Source organism: Chryseobacterium sp. GTID13 (assembly GCF_056172655.1).
The window spans coordinates 418,683-438,579 of the sequence record NZ_JAOCMB010000007.1; the positions used below are offsets into that span (position 1 = coordinate 418,683).

The window sequence follows — 19,897 nt, forward strand, 5'->3', positions numbered from 1 at the left end:
TTCAGCATCAATATGATCAAGTGTTTCAAACCTGAACCGGGGCTTTTTTACAGTTGAATTTTTTATCGAGATTAAAGAATTGGCAACTGCATCAGCTACCTGGAAAAGTGGGCCCAGTACTTTAGTCCGGGGCTTTTTTCAGGAATAACAGCTGCTGCATCCGAACGGAAATAATACCTTTTTCCCGCTTTCGGATAAACATATTCGAAGACACCCAGCATATTGTACAGGGCTTCTGCCTCTTTGGTAAATTCTGTTGCGATGATATTGCCGTCATATTCTTCAAACATCTTATTCAGCAAAGCTTTTGCAATTCTTTTCCCACGGAATTCTTCACTCACAAAAAGGGTACTCAGCCAGGCATAATGGAATATTTTTCCGTCGATTAAATAATTATCGGGAAAACAGCCTACATATCCCGCCAGTTTACCGTCGTAAAAGGCCAGGACCAAAAGTGTCTGATCATCCAAAGCCTTCAGGTTCCTGATCTGGGATTTGGCCCGGTGTGCCGAAATGGGAAGAAAATCAAAGCTGCTGAAATTTCCTGAAGAAATGAAATCTTCCAGTTGTTTTTTGTTAAATGTCTTCAGCTCTGTCATTTTCTCACTATTTTATTTTTGTTAATTATCTTTTTCAATCTGAAATAAGCTGTTTCTTTTTTTACTATTTTTTCCGCACTTTCCCCCATTTCCATCGGAATCCTGTGAAAAAGCCGTTCAACACTGTCCAATTTTGCCCCTGCGCTTCCGAAGCAGCAGAATATTTCTTCATTTTTAAACAGATCATCAAAAAACTCTTTCCTTACTCCAAAATCTGTAAACGGGAACGCAAAGCTCTCATACATAAAATCGTTTTCTTTCAAATAATTAAAAGTCCGGTCTGTACTTTCCATCTGTTCTTTCAATGAAAGTTCACCATATTTTGGATGATCCCAGCTGTGGGAGGAAATTCCATAGCCTTTTTGGGTGAGCTTCTTTAACTGGGCTGTTGTGAGGTAAGGGTTATATTCTTTTAAATAAGCATCACAGTCAATTTCTAATCTTTCAATCAGTTTGTCCAATAAGTCTCTTTGATGATAGCTGATCTTTAAAATCTTTTGCTTAAAGTCTTCTTTTGATGGATTTTCCAGGGAAAGCACCCTGTAGATTTCCGGATCTGCTGTTTTTATTTTTTCTGCTTCATCAATGATTAGGCTCGCCTTACACCTGAACATCAATTCCTGATTGTCAATAAAAGCAGGATTTATAAAGTTGCAGGCATAGATCCCTTTCCGTTCCAGAACAGGAAGTACGATATCGTAAAACTCCCTGAAACCATCATCAAATGTGAGCAGGGCAATCTTTTTCTGAGGCTCAAAATTTCCCTTAACAAAGTCTTTAAATTCCGACCAGCTTACCCACTGGAAATGTTTGGAAAGACAATCCAGATCTTCTTCAAACTGCCTGGTATTCTTATATTGAATGATGTGCTTAATGTGGGGTAAATTTTCATCAGAAACACAGTGATATACAGGCAGACAGTAGTCCATCGGAAAAAATTTCCCGAAGTTTTCCGTCTCAAAGGCTGCAAGCATACTGATGATCTTATCTTTCATCTCTGTTAAATAAAAAGAATCTATTCAAATGGTATTTAAATAGATTCTTTAAAGGTATTACTTTTATGGGTTATTTGATCACCTTCATTTCGTCGATCAGCCATTTGGAGTCGGCATATTTATCGATAATGAAAAGGATGTATTTGGTATCTACCATGATGTTTCGGCTGAAACGCGGGTCATAATTAATATCACTCATCGTTCCCTCCCACTGTCTGTCGAAATTAAGACCTACAAGGTTTCCGTTGGCATCAAGAGCCGGGCTTCCCGAGTTTCCTCCGGTTGTGTGGTTGGTAGCCGTGAATCCTACAGGAACATCACCTGTTTTGTCTTTATAAATGCCATAATCTTTCTTATTGTAAAGATCGATCAGCTTTTTAGGAACATCAAACTCATAATCACCCGGAACATATTTTTCCATTACTCCTGCAAGATGGGTTTGATAGCCATAAGAAACGGCATCTCTAGGTGTGGAACCTTTTACTTTTCCGTACGTTACACGAAGCGTAGAGTTGGCATCCGGGAAGAATTTTCTGTCTTTATCGGTAGCCATCTGCTGGGCCATAAATTTCTTTTGAAGCTCATCAATTTTTCCCTGAAGTGAAGTGAACTGAGGATCAGCATTCTTCATATACGTTTCTTTCATGGAAGCATACAGCTGATAAATAGGATCTTTTTTCAAAGTTTTGATCAGCTTGTCCTGATTGGAGAATGCTTTTTCAATATCTCCTGTCAGGGTTGCCCCGTTTACCTGGGCTCTTCCTGTGATGATTGAGTTTTTAGACATGTCTTCGATCACCGGAATGTTCTGGTTTTCGTCTTTATATTTGGCAAAACCTAAAGGTAAGAACTGAGGCGCTGTTTTATTGGCATATAAAGCCAGTAATTTTGCCGTTACTTTGGCATCAAGTTCTGCGCTGTAATCTTTGTAGAAAGAAGTTACCTTTGTTTTTAATTTGGTAAGCTCTTTGTCGTCCATCTTACCGGCTTCTACGGAAGATATATAGTCGTAGTAATCTCCGGCAAGCTTCAATGTTTCAGCGTTTCTTACAACTTCTGTATAATAGGCGTTGTTTAATGCATAAGGAGCCTGATCGTTGTAAAGTTTATTCAACTGATCCAAAGTAGCTTTGATCTCATGGTTTTTAGCAACAAGAGAGCCTTCATACATTACTTTTTCTCTACTGCATTTGACTTTTTCAAGCCTTCTACCTCACCAATCCATTTTTTCCAGTAATTGGCCACTGAAGCATATTTTGAAGCATATTTAATACGGGTTTCACTGTCTGTACGCATTTTCTCGTCCAGTGTTTTCAGGGCCACTTCACGTACGGCAATTCTTGCAGGATCTATATCGGTCATGATCTTTTCCACAGCTACTGCAGGAAGATATTCGGTAGTTTTACCCGGGAACCCGAATACGAATGTAAAATCGTTCTCCGCCTTATCTTTTATAGAAACCGGAAGGTAGTGCTTCGGAACATAAGGAACGTTGTCTTTTGAATATTCTGCAGGCTTATTGTCTTTCCCTGCGTAAATTCTGAACATGGAAAAATCTCCGGTATGTCTTGGCCAAACCCAGTTGTCCGTATCACTTCCGAATTTTCCTATGCTTTGAGGCGGTGCCCCAACCAGACGGATATCTTTGTAAGTTTCCGTAGTAAAAGCATAATATTTGTTACCATAATACATCGATTTTACTATGATCGACTGGTAAGATTCTATTTTCTGCGAGTTTTTATAAACCTCGATATTTTTATTGATCTTTTTAGTCAGTTCAGGCTCTACAAGGTTGTCTGTTCCTTCCAAAATCTGATCTGTCACTTCCTTGATATCTACAATGAAGTCTACTTTTACTCCCGGATTCGGAAGTTCTCCGTCGGGATTTTTAGCCCAGAATCCATTGGAAAGAAGATCGTTCTGAACCGTGGAATGTGCCTGGATCTGCCCGTATCCACAGTGGTGGTTGGTCAGTAATAATCCTTTAGGTGAAATGATCTCTGCAGTACACCCACCGTTAAACTGTACCACTGCATCCTTTATGCTTGGTTTCTGGGTATTGAAAATATCTTTGGCAGAGATTTTCATTCCCAAATCCTTCATTTCCTTTTCATTCAGCTCTGTAGGAATCCACATTCCTCCATATTGTTGCGCAAATGCCATTGCAGCCGGCAAAAGAAATACAGATAAAAGTATCTTTTTTGTCATAATCAAAATTTTGCCCCAATTTACAAAGAATATTATACATATGCCTTACGTGGGCGAGGAAATATAGTGGCGGCGGTGAAGAGTGAAAAATCAAGAGCCAAGAATCAAGAGTCAAGAGCCAAGATTTTAGATGCCAGGTTTCAGAGACGAGATATGAGACTAAGGTTGAGATTGAGTTGGAATAGGTCAATAGTGAATTTTGCTTCGCAAGTGAAGAGTGAATTTTTTAAGCCAAGATTCAAGACTTCAGATAATAGATTTCAGATATGAGACATAAGGTTAAGGTTGGGATTGGGTTGGAATGTGTACCGGTGGCTTCGAGAGCCTCAGCCACCAGATAGCAGTCCTGTATTCAATATTTTTGTAGATATCAAATTCCCGGCTATAGGAATATGTTTCTTAACTGCCGCAACCAACAACTATCAACTATCAACTATCAACTATCAACCAGCAACTATCTTTTAGACTTATATACTCAAACCCTATAACTCTATAACCCTATAACGCTTAAACCCGCATCCCGAACCCCTGAACTCCCAAACTCTACACCCCTCCGACTCCCCCTATGGCTTGGTTTTTGTTTCAAATAAACCACTTAAATTATTAATATATCTAAATTACTTCATCATGATGAATAGCAAAATGTTCATTCTGGGAATTGCATCGGCTGCATTTTTAGCATCGTGTAATCCTAAAGAAAAAACGACCGAAACTACAGAGGCTACAACAGATTCAGCAACTGTACAGACCGCACCTTCTGACAGCATTGCAAAAGCAACTCCTACAGCTCCGGGTGATACTTCGGAAAATGCCCTTGACTGGCCGGGAACTTACGAAGCCGTGGTTCCGTGCGCAGACTGCCCTGGAATTAAAACATCGCTTACCATTAATAATGATAAAACATTCAGTATTACGGAGGAATATCTCGAAAGAAACTCAAAGAACCAGGATAAAGGGACTTTTGCATGGGATGCTGCAGGAAGTGTCATTACTTTAAAAGGAAAAACTGCCGCTTATAAATATAAAGTAGGTGAAAATGTCCTTATCCAGCTGGATATGGATGGCAAAGAAATAACGGGTCCGAACAAAGATCTGTATGTTTTCAAGAAAAAATAAAGGCTCAGGCCTTTATTTTTTGTTTTAACTAGAATTGAAAAGCTGTAATTTTAGAATCGTTAATGAGGCTTTTAATGACTTCATCATGCCTTTCATGCTTTCCGGTCAGCCTCCAGGTGATAGAAAGATTTCCCTGTGTATATTGCAGCTTCAACATGAAATGCCTTAAGTGATGTTCTTCAAATATTTTTTCACAATGTTTGATATCTTCAGATCCGGCAACAGTTATTCTGTATTCCCTGATTTTATGGCTTGTGTCTATAAAATTCTGAAGATAAATAAGAGCACTCAGGATCAAAAGGACCAGTGTGGTTCCTAACAATGACAGATAAACATATCCTGAACCTACCGCCATTCCTATTGAAGCGGTAGCCCAGATGGTAGTGGCTGTGGTAATTCCGTCAATCTTATTATCGCCTTTAAAAATCACTCCTGCTCCCAGAAATCCGATTCCGGTAATGATGTTGGCTGCCAGACGGTCCGGGTTTTCCACCCCGATCTTTATAGAAAGAATGGTAAACAGGCAGGATCCGAAGCATACCAGGATAAAAGTCCGGAGACCGGCAGATTTGTTCCGGTATTCACGTTCTGCACCGATCAGCAATCCCAGAAGGACGGAGATCAGTATCAGCAGCAGTTCGTTCTGTACCACGTAATGATCCTGAAGGAATTCCATTGTGTAGAGTTTTACCTGAATAAAATTACAATAAAAAAGTTTATTTTACTATTTTTAATACACAGCTTTATATTAAAGTTGCTTAAGCTTTACAAAACCACAAAAGTCACAAAAGCTTTCATTTTAACACACTTGAGTTCACCTAAGTAAGTTTAAAATGATTCCGAAGAAAAGTTGACATAAGATGAAAATCAAAGATTTTCAAAAACTTAAGTGTACTTCTTATGCATAAAGCTTATCTCTAAAAAACTTAAGTGTTAAACCTTTTGTGGTTAAAATAATCAATATAAAGTTTAAACAGCTTCATTGCTGAAAATTCGGGTCTAAAGAAAAAGTTTTGTAATATTACATTTTAAAATCAAACCTATTACTTTTAAAAGGTTTTTGATATTTAAATCTTAAGAATTTAAGAGATAAAGTTTAGATAAGTTCATCAATAAAAGATCCACAATGACGCCTATTTTTTTTGCCAACAAGGAAGAATTCAGGAGATGGCTGGAAGAAAATCATGCAAAGGAAAAAGAAATTCTGGTCGGTTTTTATAAAAAAGGAACCGGAAAAGCTTCTATGAGCTGGTCCGAGTCTGTGGATCAGGCTTTATGTTTCGGATGGATAGACGGCGTGAGAAGATCCCTGGATGCAGGGAGCTATACCAACCGTTTTACACCTAGAAAACCGAACAGTACCTGGAGCCTCATCAATATTAAAAAAGTGGAAGAGCTTACAAAAGCAGGCCTGATGACTGCGGAAGGGCAAAGAGCATTTAAAGCAAGAAAAGAAGATAAAACAGGGATCTATTCCCATGAAAATGAGAATGTTTTTCTTGATCCGGCGTATGAGAAACGGTTTAAAGCTCATGAAAAGGCCTGGACATTTTTTGAAAAACAGGCTCCTTCTTACCAAAGGATGATCATTCACTGGCTGATGAGCGCAAAACAGGAAAAAACAAGGCTTTCGAGACTGGAAAAGGTTATTCAGGAAAGCAAACAATCAAAGAGATTAAAATAATATACAATACATTAAAAAATAATTTATGGAGAAAGAGATTTCACACTTCTGGCTGGGATATTTTAAAAATGAAGATGACTTTAATGATTTTGCGGAAGAGGACGAAAGATATTACACGGAAGAGGAAAATGAAGACCTGTATGTTTCAAAATTTGCAGAATCACAGCATATTCAGTGGTTTGACTATGATTTTATGGAATATGGTTTTGAGGATGAAAGCTTAGGCATTTATGAAAAGTTTACAGATTATTCTTATGCCGACCAATGGCTTCCCATTGTGGAGCAAAAGATCAACCAGCTCGGCTTGGAAACTCCGGTCAATGCTATTATTTTTGCCAATAAACATGTGATTCCCAATCCGGTTTCCGTGAACGATGAAGAATTTGCATTATACTACATTGGCGAAATTGAATATAATGTTTAGCCTTACATGAAAAAGGCTGCAATAAAGGATTACGAGAGTCTGCTGAAGGTTTTTGTGATCCTTCTGGATTACGGGGTGATCAGAAGAAATGATATTGCCGAATGGGCAGATTCTGTTTTAGCCCGTGAAGAAGAGTCTGAATATGCATTTATTGAGTTTTCCACTGTAACCAATTGGTATGATGTTGTACAGCTTTTAAACAAAAATTCTGCAGATGCTGATTCGGAAATTACTTCCAGGGCTTTATTAGGGGTTCTTTATCATCTTCTTCAGGATAAAAAAGTAGTTTTAAAAACTGTTTTTGAAATTACCACCTATATTTCTTATGAAGAGCAGCTTACTTCTGATGAACAGTTTCTTTTGTATTCTCTTGACGAATATATTGAACTTAATATGAATAAAGCCTATGAAAGATTTAAAAATAATTTTACTGATTTTCTTAGTATATATAAAGGTTTCACACTTGAAAATCATAACCTGTGGCCATCTATAAATGAGGAAATAAAAAAGGATCTGGATATCCGGCTTGAGGCAATCAAAAAGAATTATCCTTATTGAAAATTAAAACCTGTCAGTAAAATTACTTATCCGGATAATTTAATTTTAATTATCTTAGGTTTAATAAATTACTGATGAAAAAGATTCTATTTATTTTGCTGATATTTTATACATCAACTGCATTTGGACAGAGTAAATGCACGTTAAAACTAGAATCCAACACCACTCAGCTGCAGGAAAAAGGAATGATAGAGCTGTCTGTCCTGAATATGGGAAACAAAAAAGTTAAGATCAATAAAATTTTTTCGCCTTACAGATTACAGCTGGTCAAAATCCGGGAAAAGGAAAATAAAATAGACTATACAGCTGATGTGGACTGCTTCACAGACTGCATCAAAAAAACAGTAAAGCTAAAACCGGGAGAAAGTTACAAGTATACAATTCCGATCAGAGAAACCATCCAATATGCCAAGCTTATGAATGACAGGACGTATAGTTTTCATCTGTTTTTTGATCTTGTTGATCTTACTCCTGAAGATTGTAATGTGTATGGCCTGACGGATAAAGAAGTTGTATATACAAAAGTAAGCCCGCAGTAAAAATATTATAATCTTCTTATAAAACACAAACCAATATGTACAAAACACTCATTACTGTTAATATAGCTGTAATTCTTTTAGTTACTGCAGTTTATATCTCAGGGTATTATCTAATCAATTATCCTGTGCAGTTTGATTTCTGGTATGTACTTAAAGAATCTCAGTTACAATACCTGCTGGTTGGTTTTGCCATAACAGCTCTTGTTTCTTACCTTATCAGCAGTTTGGATTTCAAGAATTTAAGTTTTAAGGACAAATTTTCACGAATTTTCCCTGTACTAAACGCTCTGATTCTGGTATTTCTTGTTTATACCGCGACAACTGCCTTTGTAAAAAATAAAAGAGAGCTTAGCAACCTGGAGAACCATTATATCCGGGAAGCTGAAAAAGATATTAAAAGAGATCAGATCGTTATGAGGTATGGCGGATTTTATATTCCTGCCTATGATGAGGAAACCACCCGGAAGATAGATGGAATTTATAAGAAATATGGCACCATTTCAAAAAATACCGGATGTATTATTGATGCAATGGATATAAAAGCCCAGGAAAAGTACACCGAAATTACCAATTCCTATCTTGAAAAAAGAAATGGAAAAGACTGGAAAAAAACAATGGAAAAAGAGATTGACAACTTAAAGAAAAAACAGAACCCGGGAGTTAAATAAGCAATCAATTTATTAGACACTAAAATTTATATAAAAACAAAAACCATTGAAAAAAATCATCCTTCTAATTTCTTTATTTCTTCTCCTGTTCTATTCCTGCAAAAAGAGAGAGATCCAATTACCGATCAGAAAAAAATGCTGTAGAAAAAGTGATTAAAGCAGATACGGCAAGGCAGCAGGTTTCTGAAGCACAAACTGCTTCTTTTAAAAGTAACAAACCGACTGATCTTCTTCCTGCAGGATATGAAATCCAGTATGATGCGGAAGGAGACCTTAACCTGGACGGACTTTCTGATAGGGCTCTTATCATCAGGAAAAAGAAGATACGCTGGCTGCCAGAAAAGTGATGATCCTGTTAAAAAATACCGATAACACGTATAGAGTTGATAAAATCTCAGATACCGTTCTTCCTGATGAATATAATGAAGCCGGCTACAAAATACATGATCCGGAGGATATTTCTATTGAAAAGGGAGAGCTGAATATCAACCTTTATGATATCGGACCTTATGGAAATCAGTTCAGCAGGTTTAAATATCTGAACGGAGACCTTATTCTTACCTATATTGAAACCTACAATATGGGCGCCGGTTCCCACTCTGCCCTGTATTATGAACCTGCGAAAGGAAAGCTGATCCTTGAAACCGTCAATACCATGAAAGAGGAAATGCCATCAGAATCCAAAACCTTTCACCTCAAAAAAGAAAGATATCTATTTGAAAAGGTGTCCCCCGGAGATATCGTGCAAAACGTCTACGGATTTGTGAATGCCGAATAATACAGTTATAAAAAAATAGCGAAAAAGGGTAATTGATAGTCGTTTGTAATCATTCGAAATTTGTAATACAACAAAAAGAATTCAAAAACAACAATATCATGAAAACTCTACATTTCGGACTTTTAGGAAAGGAAAACACAAGTCCTTTTATCGTTACTGCTATCCTGTACAGTCTCTTATTATGTCTGCCGTTTATTTATTTTTTATACCTGAAAGGCCAGCCTCATTCCTCTAATTTTGAAAGCGTGGATGAGAAAGGAAAAACCATCGTTATAAAAGACTGGACAGACAATGCGGAGTCCAGACAGTTTAAACTGCTTACAAGAGTTGCCATTTTCAGCGCTGCTTTATCTTTCGGAGCTTTGGGTGCAGCAGTAAGCCTTATCACCCGGGCAAGAAGAGCAGGCACCTTTACTCATAAAATCACGATCAAGGAATTGATTTCCATCCAGACCATAGGTGCGGTTTTCGCTTTTATCCTTTCCCTGATTTTTATGGGTGAGATGATCGGCGGCACATTGTTTCCCAATGCTGAAGAATTTTATTTTATCATTTATATTGCCCCGGCCCTGGCAAAGCTTCTCGTCTGGTCATTTCTGGCTGGTTTTGCCGAAAGATTTGTTCCAAATATTCTTGAAAATCTGACCAAACTGAAGGATGTGAATGAGGAATCATAAAAATATTTGAATTTTTTTAAATTAATACAAAAGTAGTATTTCACGGGAAGTTAAAACTTCTTATCTTTATGTGGTATTGAATTGAATGAAACGTCATTCTTTTGACATACAGGCCTTAAAAAGCCGAGACGAAGGTAAAATCAATGAGGTGAAAAATGATTACACAAAATTTTCCGCACAGGCAGGAAGTTTTAGAAGACTAATTTTTAGTCTTCTTTTTTGTTTAAAACAACTTATCTGAATAAAATTGAGAACAAAAAAATAAGGTGGACCAACGATCCACCTTATTTTAATCATGTGATATTTTATTAATGTGCTTCCAGCCAGTTATTCCCGATTCCCACTTTTACCAGTAAAGGCACCTGTGTTTCCAAAGCACTTTCCATCTCGGTTCTGATCAGTTTTGAAGCGGCTTCAATTTCGTCTACCGGAGCTTCAAAGATAAGTTCGTCATGTACCTGAAGAAGCATTTTAGTCTGTAGCTGTTGTGCTTTAAGCTCCTTATCAATTTTGATCATCGCCAGCTTCACCACATCGGCAGCACTTCCCTGTACCGGTGCATTGACAGCATTTCTTTCGGCATGGCCTCTCACCACAAAATTATTGGAATTAATATCTTTTAAATGACGTTTTCTTCCTAAAATGGTTTCCACATATCCTATCTGGCGGGCTTTGCTTACCTGTTCCGCCATATATTCCTTTAGTTTCGGATAGGTTTCAAAGTAGGCTTCGATCATCTGCTTGGCTTCGGTTCTCGAAAGACCGGTCTGTTCTGCCAAAGCAAAAGCTCCCTGTCCGTAGATAATTCCAAAATTAACGGTTTTAGCCTGGCTTCTCTGGGTTTTGGAAACCTCTTCCAGAGGAATTTTAAACAATTTGGCCGCCGTTGAAGCGTGAATGTCTTCCCCATCCTGGAAAGCCTTGATCATATTCTCTTCTCCTGAAATTTCAGCAATCAAACGAAGCTCGATCTGAGAGTAGTCGGCAGAGATAATCTTTTTGCCTTCTCCGGACACAAAAGCTCCCTGATCTGTTGTCCGCGCAGTGTCCTGATCGGGATATTCTGAAGATTGGGATTTACACTTGCCAGACGTCCGGTAGCTGCCGTAGTCTGGGAGAAATTGGTATGTACCCTGTTGTCCTGCTTATCGATCTGCGAAGGCAGTGCATCTACGTAAGTCGATTTTAATTTCTGATAGGTTCTGTATTCCAGGATATGCTTGATGATTTCATGCTTTGAGCTCAACTTTTGAAGAACATCTTCCGAAGTTGCGTACTGTCCTGTTTTTGTTTTCTTGGCTTTAGGATCCAGCTGCATTTTTTCAAAAAGGATTTCTCCAAGCTGCTTGGGCGAGTTCATGTTGAATTCCTCTCTGGAAAGCTCAAAAATTTTAGACTCCAGCTGTCTAAGGTCATTTTCAAGATCTACACTTTCCTGTGCCAGCCATTTTTCATCGAGTGAAATACCTGCCAGCTCCATTTTTGCCAGAACTTCCATCAATGGCATTTCGATGTTGAAGAAAAGCTCTTCCAGGTTTTCTTTTTTCAGTTGCGGGGCAAAAAGCTCGTACAGCTGGAACGTTACATCGGCATCTTCTGCTGCGTAATCGGTTTGTGTTCTCAGGTCTGCATCCCGGAAAGTCCCTTGTTTTTTACCTTTTTTTCCAATAATAGTTTCAATGGAAACCGGTTTATAGTTGAGATAGACTTCGGAAAGGTAATCCATTCCGTGTCTTCCGTCCGGATTCAGCAGGTAATGGGCAATCATGGTATCAAACATAGCCCCTTTTACCGTGATATCGTATTGTTTTAATATTTTATAATCGAATTTCAGATTGTGGGCAATTTTCAGAAGATCTTCCTTTTCAAAGAAAGGTCTGAAAATTTCCAGGGTCTGCAGCACTTCTCCTTTGTCTTCGGATAACGGAACATAGTATGCCAGACCTTTTTTATAGGAAAAGCTCATTCCTACAAGTTCTGCTTCCAGCTCATTCAGTGAAGTGGTTTCCGTATCAAAGCAGACTGCCTGCTGCTTCAACAAATTGTCCACCAATACTTTCTGGGCTTTCGGATTATCTACAAACTGGTAGAGATGGTCATTATGTTCAATAGAACTCTTCGTGGAAGTTGCCTGATCAAGTTCTTCAAAATTGGCAAAAAGATCCAGCTGCATTACCTGCCCTTTTATTTCTGTAACTGCAGCGGTCTGTTTGATCTCAACTTCACTTACTACCACAGTTTCTACAGGAGCAGAAGCAAATGCACGGTAAAGGTTTTCGTACAGCCTTCTGAATTCAATTTCATCGAAAACTTCTTTTACTTTTTCAAAATCCGGCGTATCAAGGTCATACTGCTCCTGATGGAATTCTATCGGCGCATCACATATAATGGTTGCTAATTTTTTGGATAAGATTCCTCTTTCTGCAGAAGCTTCCACTTTCTCTTTAAGCTTTCCTTTCAGCTTATCCGTATTGGCCAGCAGGTTTTCTATACTCCCGAATTCTTTAAGGAACTTCATTGCTGTCTTCTCTCCTACGCCATCCAATCCGGGGATATTATCTACTGCATCCCCCATCATTGCAAGGAAATCGATGACCTGTTTTGGGTCTTCTATTTCGTATTTTGCTTTACTTCTTCTACTCCAAGAATTTCTATATCGCCCCCTTTTAAGCCGGGTTTGTAGATTTTAATTTTATCTGTCACCAACTGGGCAAAATCTTTATCCGGAGTAACCATAAAAGTGGTATACCCTTCTTTTTCTGCTTTGCAGGCAATGGTACCTATCACATCATCTGCTTCATATCCTTCAACTCCAAGGATGGGAATATGCATCGCCTCCAGAATTCTGTGAATGTATGGAATAGCAATCTTGATCGCCTCAGGAGTTTCGCTTCTGTTGGCTTTGTAATCCGAATAGTCATCCGTTCTTACACTCGCCTGCCCTACATCAAAAACAACTGCCAGGTGGGTCGGTCTTTCTCTTCTGATCAGTTCGATCAGGGAATTGGTAAACCCGAAAATAGCAGAAGTATCCACCCCTTTGCTGGTAAGCCTCGGATTCCTGATCAATGCGTAATATCCTCTGAAGATCATCGCATAAGCATCGATGAGAAAGAGTCTTTTATCTTGTGTTGCGTCCATAATATCTATAATGAACAAATATAAGAAAATAGGAATATTTCTTTGGGGTAATAAGTGATGAATTGTGAGTTTTGAGGTGAGGGTAAGAGTTGGAGGGTTGGAGAGTTTGAGAGTAGATGAGTGTAAAGATAGTTGTTGGTTGATAGTTGCTGGTTGTGTCAGTTAAGCCCCATATTCTGATAGCCGGATATTTGAGATCTTCAAATATTGAATATAGGACTGCTACCTGGTGGCTGAGGCTCTCGAAGCCACCAGTAGTAACGTTGCCTTACCATTCATCTTTCACCTGCGAAGCAAAATTCACCATTGACATTTATTTAATCTAAAAATTTCATGTCTGAAATCTGATATCTTCCCAATAAAATCACGGCCTTAACCAGTTCCCATAAAAAAACAGAACAGCATTTCTGCTGTTCTGTCTGATGTTATTTTTTAATAAAAGACTTGGGTCTTCTTAATGACCGGATGAAGGCCACATTCCGCGGTACTCAGAGTTCCCAAGAGTGATAACTTCTGCGCTTACTACGAAACTGATCAGCATACTGTTGCTGTCTATTGCATCAAAGTCTACCTCATGCTGGATTACATATCCGTTTTCCCACTTCAAAGTAGTTAGGGTACCTTCTTCGTGAGATTTGTTGAAAGTAACTTCTCCTGTTGTAGGCTTATATTTTCCGTTCAATAAACTTTCCAGGATATCAGATTTTTCGGTAGCTTCTACTGTAACTTTGATAAGAGCATTTGACGGATCTGATGCTACACGTCCTGAAACATCTGTAGATCTTGATACGCTATAGTTAAGTTTTAATAGTTTCTGACCTTCTCCGTTGTTGAATTTTAAGATTCCTCTTGAATTTGCTGCCATGATTGGTGATTTTAAATGTTATATATTATGTGAATAGTGATTGATTACAGAGCAAAGATAGACCTGATACGGATAAGAGAAAAGTTTTTGGATGCAAATCTGAAATATTGTAGTAATTCTACGATTTGATGTAGTAATTCTACGACTTTTGATTTAACATAATGCTGCAGACGCCTGTTGGCAATAGAAATTATATTTTTAAGAGTGTTTAATTTCTTTATTATTTTACACCATCATGGGAAATATAAAAACAAAATCAGACCTTGACCGATCTGATTTTTATTGTTGGATTTAAATAGTGTTTCTGGTTGTCTTTACTTTCCTTTTACAATAGCCAAATCTTCCTGATAGCGGTTTTCGCCGTAATTCTTTTTGAAGTTTACTGATGTTTTATCTTTAGGACTTAGATTTTCATACAATTTTATTCTGAGTTTAGCTTCTGCTACTGTATCTTTTTGGTAAGGGAAGTGAACATTATATTTTTCAATCAGCTGTTTTTTAAGCGCGAACAATTTTTGATAATAGGGAGAATCCGGTAAATTCCGTTCGTTTTTCTGATTTTCCTTGTATTGAATATAATTTGCCATTGGAGAAAGTTGCGTTCCGGCGATAACCGGCTGTCCTCCTTTTTCCAGAAAATAGCTGGCCAAATCCAAATCGTCTCTTGCAGCATCTTCCATAATATTGCTCCCATTGTAAGATACATGGTTAATATCTGCTCCATGTTCAAGCAAATAGTTGATCATTTTTCTTTCAGCATTTTCATCTCCGAGCATCATCGCATCACTAAGGGGACTCTTTCCGACTGTGGGATTAAGCGTTGCATGGTATTTTAATAATAAGTTCAGCATATCATAATCGTTAAGGGCTACCGCATGATTAACTGGCAAACCTTGAGGTGTTATAATATTAGGATCAGCACCATTTTCCATTAAAGATTCCATTGCTTTCATATTTTCAAGCAATGCGGCATAGTGCAGTAATGTGTATCCATTATCTTCTTCTCTATCACTCAACTGGTTAATGATTTCCGGATGAGCCTTAATGACATTTGTAAGTTCAACATTGTTTTCATCAAAAATACTTTGCGCCGCTTTAAGCTGTGGACCCTCAAATAGCTTTCCGGGTGGAAGGTTTCTTCTATTTTCATTTTTACGGGATCTAAGAACAGAATCTGAACAATTGTTAAGTGTCATAATGGATAGAAGTATTAAAATAATTGCTTTCATATTATATATTATTTGCTACAACGTCTGTATTGATTGTGTCCATCATAGCCTGAAATGCATCAGCATAAGTACTATGACCGCTTCCAATGGTTTTTATACCAAGTCCCTCATTGTCTTCAATATATCCGTAAATTTCATGCTGCTCATTTAAAGCACGCGGAACACCTCCGGTAAGCCCTCCAGCCCCTGCAAGTAAGTTAAGACCGGGGATTCCTGAAAATGCCAGCGTAGAAAGCAGCCCTTCTCTATTGTTCTGTAATCCGTTAAGGATGTCATTACTTGTACTATAATTAATAATACTTGAAGTTGACTTTACAGCTCCTTTTTTATCAAGATAATCTAAAGTATTTTGATGAACCCCTCTTGTATTGAAGGTATATCCAGGAAGTCCTGTATAGTAGGAAGCCATTGCACTGTTCCCACCTCCCAGGGAATGTCCTGTAAATTTCACATGTCCATTGGTTGCATTATCCATTTTCTCAGCAAGGCTTCTGGTCTTTTCTATTTGAGGAGTAGCGAAGCCAAAGGCCTGCCCTCCATCTTCAATAAACCAGTCATGATAGAATTGCATACCTTTCGGCTCGGAACCTCTGAACGCTACAAAATAATCTTTTGTTTCTTCGTTATAATATAGGGAAGCATAAAAACCATTACTATTATTGGTATTAAAATCTTCCTTTCTCAATGCCCCTGGTCCAAACAATTCGTCTAATTTACCCTGGTCATCTGTATTAATGCGGGTATAGCCATTTATTGTTGTAGTATTTCCATCCTTATCTTTGTAACCGTCTTCATAAGAATCTTTTGCCATCTGACTGGCTGTACTCGCCTCCTGAAGCTGGGCAACAGGTAAATGAAAAGTAACCTCCCTCCTATGAAACAATGTAAACTGGAATTTTGCAGCAAAGGTTTTTTATTTTCAATTCTAACTTTTGGATGAGTGTTTTTCCAGTCACTTCCTTTGCATAGAAATGAGCAGATATTCAGGCAGTCATCAATCAGGGCACTTCCTGCCCAGGCTGCCGCTGCCAAAACAAAAAGTCCGCCGGAAAAAGCTGCTGCTACGGCAACTCCGGCTAAAGCCCCGGCGATCATCATTTCCGGACAAATAAAATTGCCTTTAAAACGGTCGTCCTCCGTAGCCATTAGTTTGGCCCCTTTTTTCAGGTTTACCGAAGATTGGGAACTGACTCCAATTCCTATAAGCCTTCTACCTTTACTACAAATAAGCGGAGTACCTTGTGCGATATATAACTGACTCATAGTGATCGTGAATTAATGTGTTACTTTTTGTTTAACCTTATATGATATCTGCAGACATACATCATTTTTTCATTAAGCTCTTCCTTCACATGAAATAGGACTTCTGACAGTACCGAATCCTGATTATAGATATATTCTCCTTCTATTGCATATTTGTATTCCAAAGGATTGACCAGGGTTCTCTGATACTTTTCCTTATATACATTTTCAAACCGGGATTGGTTTTCCTTACTTTTTCCTTCCAGCTTTACAGTATATCCGCCATCTTCGTTTCTGTAAATCCTGTAAGCAGAGCTGTAATTCAGTTCTTCTCCGGGAAAAAGCGTTGATAAAGTGGTCCTTACAGGAATTTCCTCGGTAAAACTTCCTCCTCTGAATGCCGGTAAAGGATAAAACATAATCTGGTACAATAAATTACGCCCAATATTACGGTCTATATTATTAAACTCTTTATCATAAATCTGAATAAAAGTTCTGTAACTTTCTTTTACCAGCTCAAAAAAATGCAAGTCCTTTTTTATCTCTTCCCACTTCCTTAAAATTCCCTCTTTATTAGTGACTTCATGAATGCTTTTATCAGTATTCAAGGATAATTCTACTACCTCTGTTGCCTTGTTTATTTTTTCAAGAATTTCATAAAAAGGCTGCATCTGACCGTCTGACTGAATATAATTCTGGGCAGAAGATTCTACATTGATGTGGTTGTATTCTCCCGGCATTACGGTCCAGTCCTGTTCTATTTCTGTCTGGTTTGCTTTTCCTGTTCCCAGTGTAAGATAGGATTTTATATTGATTTGATATTCTGCTTTTTTATACCAGGCATATTTAAATCCTGATAAGTCATTATTTTCTTCATTATTCGATTCCAATGTCATGCCTTGCTAAGTTTTTTAGAATAAATTGCTCAACACTAGTTAATATCAACTTTACTTCCGGTGATAAACAGATCTCCTGTTGCATTGATTGAAGTGATCGATTGACTGTGGATGCTCAGTTTATCCTGTGTTACCAATAAAGCATTCTGTAGCGAATTCAAATCCAGCATTCCTTCTTTGGCAGAAATAGTGATTCCTTCTTTGGTGATGGTGATGCTGTTTTCGCCTACTTTTAATTCAATTTTTGTTTTTCCTTCCACAGAAATGTTTCCGCTGGCATCCATTTTTAAAACCGAATCAGCCGCTCCGCCGTCTTTTCCACCTACATTAATAGAGCTTGTACTTCCGGCATTGACCGTATTGTTGTTTCCTACGTTGACTGTTTTATTATTGTTGGCATTGGTTTCTGCATTTCCCGCACCGTCAAATTTCATATTAGCACCGCCCTGATCGGTCAGGAAAACAGAACCTTCACCATCATTCAATTCCAATTTATTTCCGCTTCTGCTGCTTAAGCTTTTTATATTATTTCCGGCACCGCCTCCGCCTCCGATTCCGCCATGGAACATTCCTCCCATTACAAAAGGACGGTCCGGGTGCTGATGGACGAAATTGACAATAACCTGGTCGCCAACTTCCGGGACAGCCATAAATCCTCTGTTCTTGCTTACTTTGTCACTGCTTCCCGCATCCGGAGTCATTACCCGTATAAATTCGGTAGTGTCCGGCCCTCCCTGCCAGTCAAACTGAACTTTTACCCTTCCCTGATTTAAAGGATCGGTATTGGAAATTACCTTGGCAAACTGAGGTTCTGCTTTCGGGGTTTCAAATTCCGGGCGGGGAATAAATCCCGTATCTGCCGCAATAGCTTCAAAAGTTCCGTCATAATATCCTCTTGCATTGACTTCATGGGTAACCTGCACGATCATTAATTTGGTAAAATAAGAGGTATCGTTGGTATCCGTTTTACGCATTTCAATATCTGCAGTACATCCGGGATAGAGGAACGGAACCGTTGTAGATCCTGAAGTAATGAAAACCTCTGATGCCTTGCTTCCAGCCGTCCCTTTCTGGGAAGCATCAATATCCATAAATGATGTGGCTTTGATGGGAGCTACCCGTAGAGAAGGTGTTTTAAAGGTTTTCTCTGATATTTCGTAAGCACGTTTGGCAATATCTGAAGTATGATTGATCTTTGAGCTTCCTGTAACGAGCTTCTCATTTTTGCTGCTGTTATAGCCATAAAAACTCGGGCTTACATGCTGGGCTCTCATTTTGATCGCAATGTCGCTTACGCTGCTTCCGTAGGTAAGTTTTACAGGTTTTTCCTGCGGCGGAAGTTTACCGAAATGCAGAACTTCACCGTCGTAGTAAAACTGTTCGCCATAGGCTTCTGCAATTCTTGCCAGGTAATTATAGTGGGTTTCTTCATATTGAGAGCTGTAAGGGACGTTTCCGTGCTGGGCATCTACCCTGAAATCGAACTTATTCTGTCCCAGCCCTTCTTTGATGACATGATCAGCAATACTGTTAAGGCTCACTTCCTGCCCGCCCCCAAAACTTTGAATATGGGGCGCAGCATCCAGCAGCACAGTAGGGCTGAATCCTTTAAGAACGATATTTCCAAGACTTCCCTTTTCCTGGCTGAATCCTACTTCTGTAATAACGCCCACAAAATTACGTTCTGGTCCCTGTTCAATATCTTTATATTTAAATACTACTGTGATTCTTTTTCCTAAAAAGCTCTGTGCTTCCTGCAAATTATGGTTTTCTGCACCTCCTAAGGTGTCATGAGCAAGAATAAGGCTGAATTCGTGATGCTTTGAAGCACTCTGCACCAGTTTAAAATGTTTGAAATGCCTGATTACCTGCCCTTCCACTACAATATCAAGCATGACAACCCGGTTAATTCCTGCAATAATGCTTTCCGGGATGGCCTTTGCATTATGTATTTTGGAAGTTGGCTGTTGGGACCATACTTTATTTTCGGTAATGGATGGATTATTGGGAACCATAGTCTGGTTCATGAACATTTTGGAGCTTTGGGAAGCACCCGAATAAATGTCCTGTGCATTTTTTGCAGACTTTTTAATGGCTTCATCCGCTTTCTGAAGCTTTGCATCTGCTTTTTGTACAGCCATATCTTCAGCATGGTTAAGCTGTTCTGCTTCTGTATCTTTTATACTGCCTTTAGGGCCGTGCACTTTTATCGATTGATCATCTTTAAACATAATAGGTGTTTTGTTTAAATTATAATAAATTCTGAATAGCTTCCGGC

General features: G+C 38.5%; 18 protein-coding genes and 3 pseudogenes. 9 read left to right on the plus strand and 12 right to left on the minus strand.

The annotated features are described in order from the left end of the window. Positions 1–95: 95 nt before the first annotated feature. The 3 genes and pseudogenes from N4G44_RS21190 to N4G44_RS21200 form a co-directional block, all read right to left on the minus strand. A complete protein-coding gene (locus tag N4G44_RS21190; RefSeq protein WP_474929796.1) occupies positions 96–599 on the minus strand; it encodes a GNAT family N-acetyltransferase in 504 nt (167 codons plus the stop codon). After that, positions 596–1,594, minus strand: coding sequence for a polysaccharide deacetylase family protein (locus tag N4G44_RS21195; RefSeq protein ID WP_474929797.1), 999 nt, complete (start codon positions 1,592–1,594; stop codon positions 596–598). Before N4G44_RS21195 ends, N4G44_RS21190 begins: the two co-directional genes overlap by 4 nt. 70 nt (positions 1,595–1,664) lie before the next feature. Further along, positions 1,665–3,802 (minus strand): annotated as a pseudogene (locus tag N4G44_RS21200) (S46 family peptidase). Positions 3,803–4,429: 627 nt separating this feature from the next. On the opposite strand from N4G44_RS21200, the gene N4G44_RS21205 reads away from it, so the two are divergent. Continuing rightward, a complete protein-coding gene (locus N4G44_RS21205; protein WP_474929798.1) occupies positions 4,430–4,918 on the plus strand; it encodes a copper resistance protein NlpE in 489 nt (162 codons plus the stop codon). Between the two features lie 28 nt (positions 4,919–4,946). On the opposite strand, the gene N4G44_RS21210 is transcribed toward N4G44_RS21205, so the two are convergent. Next, positions 4,947–5,594: an MgtC/SapB family protein gene (locus tag N4G44_RS21210; protein WP_474929799.1), complete on the minus strand. Its 648-nt coding sequence runs from the start codon at positions 5,592–5,594 to the stop codon at positions 4,947–4,949. A 450-nt stretch (positions 5,595–6,044) separates the two neighbouring features. On the opposite strand from N4G44_RS21210, the gene N4G44_RS21215 reads away from it, so the two are divergent. The 8 genes from N4G44_RS21215 to N4G44_RS21250 all read left to right on the plus strand — a co-directional run bounded on the left by N4G44_RS21215 (position 6,045) and on the right by N4G44_RS21250 (position 10,246). Then, positions 6,045–6,602: a YdeI/OmpD-associated family protein gene (locus N4G44_RS21215; RefSeq protein WP_474929800.1), complete on the plus strand. Its 558-nt coding sequence runs from the start codon at positions 6,045–6,047 to the stop codon at positions 6,600–6,602. A gap of 25 nt (positions 6,603–6,627) precedes the next feature. Then, positions 6,628–7,026: an immunity 22 family protein gene (locus N4G44_RS21220; RefSeq protein ID WP_474929801.1), complete on the plus strand. Its 399-nt coding sequence runs from the start codon at positions 6,628–6,630 to the stop codon at positions 7,024–7,026. Between the two features lie 6 nt (positions 7,027–7,032). Then, entirely contained in the window at positions 7,033–7,584 is a 552-nt protein-coding gene (locus N4G44_RS21225; RefSeq protein WP_474929802.1) for a hypothetical protein, read from the plus strand. Between the two features lie 74 nt (positions 7,585–7,658). Further along, a complete protein-coding gene (locus tag N4G44_RS21230) occupies positions 7,659–8,123 on the plus strand; it encodes a hypothetical protein (RefSeq protein WP_474929803.1) in 465 nt (154 codons plus the stop codon). Positions 8,124–8,158: 35 nt separating this feature from the next. Continuing rightward, a complete protein-coding gene (locus tag N4G44_RS21235) occupies positions 8,159–8,791 on the plus strand; it encodes an FEKKY domain-containing protein (RefSeq protein ID WP_474929804.1) in 633 nt (210 codons plus the stop codon). A 149-nt stretch (positions 8,792–8,940) separates the two neighbouring features. After that, the gene (locus N4G44_RS21240) at positions 8,941–9,138 is read left to right on the plus strand and encodes a hypothetical protein (RefSeq protein ID WP_474929805.1); all 198 of its coding nucleotides are present in this window, start codon (positions 8,941–8,943) and stop codon (positions 9,136–9,138) included. After that, positions 9,138–9,569 (plus strand): hypothetical protein, encoded by a 432-nt coding sequence (locus N4G44_RS21245; protein ID WP_474929806.1) that lies wholly within the window; start codon positions 9,138–9,140, stop codon positions 9,567–9,569. Before N4G44_RS21240 ends, N4G44_RS21245 begins: the two co-directional genes overlap by 1 nt. A 98-nt stretch (positions 9,570–9,667) precedes the next feature. Continuing rightward, positions 9,668–10,246 (plus strand): hypothetical protein, encoded by a 579-nt coding sequence (locus N4G44_RS21250; protein WP_474929807.1) that lies wholly within the window; start codon positions 9,668–9,670, stop codon positions 10,244–10,246. Between the two features lie 308 nt (positions 10,247–10,554). Here the strand turns inward: N4G44_RS21250 and N4G44_RS21255 are convergent. The 8 genes and pseudogenes from N4G44_RS21255 to N4G44_RS21290 form a co-directional block, all read right to left on the minus strand. Continuing rightward, positions 10,555–11,753 (minus strand): annotated as a pseudogene (locus tag N4G44_RS21255) (DNA polymerase). Positions 11,754–11,852: 99 nt separating this feature from the next. Further along, positions 11,853–13,387, minus strand: a pseudogene (locus N4G44_RS21260) (5'-3' exonuclease H3TH domain-containing protein); the annotation flags it as partial. Positions 13,388–13,841: 454 nt separating this feature from the next. After that, positions 13,842–14,252, minus strand: a complete 411-nt coding sequence (gene tssD / locus N4G44_RS21265) for a type VI secretion system tube protein TssD (protein ID WP_185097194.1) — start codon at positions 14,250–14,252, stop codon at positions 13,842–13,844. Between the two features lie 314 nt (positions 14,253–14,566). Then, entirely contained in the window at positions 14,567–15,481 is a 915-nt protein-coding gene (locus N4G44_RS21270) for an ankyrin repeat domain-containing protein (protein WP_474929808.1), read from the minus strand. Between the two features lies 1 nt (position 15,482). Continuing rightward, entirely contained in the window at positions 15,483–16,292 is an 810-nt protein-coding gene (locus N4G44_RS21275) for a Tle-like phospholipase domain-containing protein (protein WP_474929809.1), read from the minus strand. Further along, positions 16,232–16,744, minus strand: coding sequence for a PAAR-like protein (locus tag N4G44_RS21280; protein WP_474929810.1), 513 nt, complete (start codon positions 16,742–16,744; stop codon positions 16,232–16,234). The genes N4G44_RS21275 and N4G44_RS21280 overlap by 61 nt, the downstream gene beginning before the upstream one ends. 20 nt (positions 16,745–16,764) lie before the next feature. Then, on the minus strand, positions 16,765–17,619 hold the full coding sequence (locus N4G44_RS21285) for a hypothetical protein (RefSeq protein ID WP_474929811.1): 855 nt from the start codon (positions 17,617–17,619) through the stop codon (positions 16,765–16,767). Between the two features lie 35 nt (positions 17,620–17,654). Continuing rightward, positions 17,655–19,850, minus strand: a complete 2,196-nt coding sequence (locus N4G44_RS21290; RefSeq protein ID WP_474929812.1) for a type VI secretion system Vgr family protein — start codon at positions 19,848–19,850, stop codon at positions 17,655–17,657. Between the last annotated feature and the right edge of the window lie 47 nt (positions 19,851–19,897).